The sequence below is a fragment of the Clostridium sp. D53t1_180928_C8 genome, from assembly GCF_015667795.1.
GTDB lineage: Bacteria > Bacillota > Clostridia > Clostridiales > Clostridiaceae > Clostridium.
In genome coordinates, this window is record NZ_JADPEL010000026.1 from 1 (window position 1) to 3104 (window position 3104).

Consider the following 3104-nt stretch of genomic DNA (forward strand, 5'->3'; position numbering starts at 1 on the left):
CACTGAGAAACTTTTATGTCAACATCTTTTTTCAACATTTTTTTGTTGTTTTTGTTAACTGCACTTGCCACTTAGCCTGATAAAGTATTTTATAGGATAATCATTAAAAATAAATTTTTAGAAACAATATATAGAGAAGATAAAAGGAAGAGGAGAGAGAAATGGAAAACAAAAAGAGGAATAGTCTAGGGACAGAACCCATAAATCAATTACTGAGAAAGTTTGCAGTTCCAAGTATAATAGCAATGCTTGTTAGTGCTTTATATAATATTGTAGACCAGTTTTTTATAGGAAGAAGTATTGGTGAACTTGGAAATGCAGCAACTAATATTACATTTCCATTGACTACATCATGTATAGCTTTAGCGCTATTATTAGGAATTGGAGCAGCATCGGCTTTTAATTTAACTTTAGGAAAGGGAGATAAAGAAAAAGCATTATATTACATAGGAAATTCTGCAATGCTATTATTTCTTTCTGGATTAGTTTTATGTATTATAGTACAGCTTTTTTTACAACCTATGCTTTTATTTTTTGGTTCTCCAGAAAATGTATTAGGCTATGCTAAGGATTATACAAGAGTAACTGCAATTGGATTTCCATTTTTAATATTTTCAACAGGTGGGGGACACTTAATAAGAGCGGACGGTAGCCCTAAATACAGTATGTTATGTAATTTATCAGGAGCTATAATTAATATTATCTTAGATCCTATATTTATATTTGGATTAAATATGGGAATGGTGGGAGCTGGTTTAGCTACAATTATAGGACAAATTTTTGGAGCTTCATTAGCTTTAAGATATTTATTTAAATATAAAACAGGAAAAATAGAAAAAAAACATTTAATCCCTAATTGGAATTTTGTTAGTAAAATAATTTCATTAGGTGCAGCACCATGTTTTAATCAGCTTGCCATGATGATTGTACAAATTGTAATGAATAAATCATTAACTTATTATGGAGCTTTATCTGTATATGGTGAATCAATACCACTTGCATGTGCAGGAATTATTACAAAAGTAAACCAAATTTATATGTCAATAGTAATAGGTCTTTCTCAAGGGTTACAGCCTATAGTAAGCTTTAACTATGGAGCAGCAAAATATGACAGAGTAAAAAAAGCATATTCTACAGCTATAAGCTATGGTGTAATAGTATCTGTAATAGCATTTCTTATATTTCAGTTCATGCCAAGACAGATAGTATCTATTTTCGGTTCAGGTTCAGAAGCTTATTATTCTTTTGCTGTAAAGTATTTTAGAATATTTTTATTATTTACATTTATAAATTGTTTTCAACCAATATCATCTAATTTCTTTACTGCTATAGGAAAGCCAAAGAAGGGAATATTTTTATCATTAACAAGGCAGATATTATTCTTGTTACCTCTAATAATCGTATTACCTTTATTTATGAGTATAGATGGAATAATGTATTCAGGACCTATTGCTGATTTTATAGCAGGAACTGTATCTATTGCTATGATATATTTTGAGTTTAAAAATATAGGTGAAAATAGAAGTTTTGAAAAGAAAGTTGTATAAATCTAAATTATAAGTAGAGTTTAGACTATAAGTAGGATAAACTCTATTTTTTTTTGCAAATTAAAACCTTATAGTATTATAATGGATAATATAGAATTATATAGAAGTTGGGGAGGAGATATTTATGTCAAATTATAGTGTGTTTTTACCTAGTTATAGTATAGGAGTGGATTCTTATAAAAGGATACCGTATGTTACAAGAAGATATGGGGATAAAGTAGTAGTCATTGGTGGAAAAACAGCTATATCTAAAGTAAAGAATAGCATTTTAGAAGGAGTAAGTGAATCAAATATAGAAATATTAGATTTTATTTGGTATGGAGGAAATTCTTCTTATGAGAATGTAGATGCTTTACTAAATAATATAAATGTTAAGGAAGCTGATATTATATTTGCTGTAGGTGGAGGAAGAGCAATTGATACATGTAAAGTTGTAGCAGATAAGTTAGATAAACCGATGTTTTCCTTTCCCACAATAGCATCTAACTGCGCAGCATGTACAGCTATTGCAGTAATGTATAATGCTGATGATACATTTAGAGATTATTACTATCCAAATGAACCAGCAATTCATACTTTTATTAACACTAAGATAATTGCAGAAGCACCAGAGAATTTTTTATGGGCAGGTATTGGAGATGCATTATCAAAAGAGTCAGAGGTATTACTTGCAACAAAGGAAAAGGAACTTTCACATACACCTTTATTAGGAACTCAATTAAGTCGTGCCTGTGATGAGCCTTTATTAAGGTTTTCTTCTAAAGCCTTAGAGGATTGTAGAAAAAATAATACATCATATGAGTTAGAGCAAATAGTATTAGATATTATTATTAGTACAGGCTTAGTGTCAAATTTAACTAGTGATGCAGAAAAGTATTATTATAATAGTAGTTTAGCTCATTGTGTTTATTATGGTTCAACTGTTATATCAGGATGTAGTGGACATCTTCATGGAGAAATAGTATCTTTTGGAGTTTTATGTTTATTAACTTATGATAAACAGTTTGAAAAGCGTGATAGAATTTATGATTTCAATAAGAGTATTGGACTTCCAACATGTTTAGATGATATTGGTATTAAGAAAGAAGATGTTGAGAAGATGGTTAGTAGAATGAATGGAGTAACAGAATGGTATTGCACCCCTTATGAAGTAACAGAAGAAAAGTTTATTAAAGCAATTTTAGATACAGATGAATATTCAAAAAATAAATAGAGTAAAAATAAAGTAAAGGCGCTAAGCTTATTTTTTATAAGGAGTTATTAAATATAAGGGGATGATATTTTTGAGAAAAAGGGTGAAGAATATTATAGTATTTGTAATAGCTTTGTTTATAGTAAATATATTTTCGAATGTAAGCGTAAAGGCTATTATTAAAGATAACAAGGTTAAGTTAGGAATAGATAACATTGATAATTATTTAGATATTTTTAAGGATAAGAAGGTAGGTTTAATAACAAACCCATCTGGTATGGATAGTGATTTTACAAGTTCTATAGATGTTTTATATGAAAGAACAGAATTAACAACTTTATTTGCAGCAGAGCATGGAATAAGAG

The 3104-nt window shown here is 28.9% G+C and carries 3 protein-coding genes; all 3 read left to right on the plus strand.

What is annotated here, in order from left to right:
• Positions 1–161: 161 nt before the first annotated feature.
• Entirely contained in the window at positions 162–1547 is a 1386-nt protein-coding gene (locus I4V51_RS13950) for an MATE family efflux transporter (RefSeq protein WP_195989048.1), read from the plus strand.
• 124 nt (positions 1548–1671) lie between these two features.
• A complete protein-coding gene (locus I4V51_RS13955) occupies positions 1672–2760 on the plus strand; it encodes an iron-containing alcohol dehydrogenase family protein (protein WP_195989049.1) in 1089 nt (362 codons plus the stop codon).
• Positions 2761–2830: 70 nt separating this feature from the next.
• The coding region (locus I4V51_RS13960) for an exo-beta-N-acetylmuramidase NamZ domain-containing protein (RefSeq protein ID WP_243281518.1) at positions 2831–3104 on the plus strand (274 nt) is incomplete at its 3' end.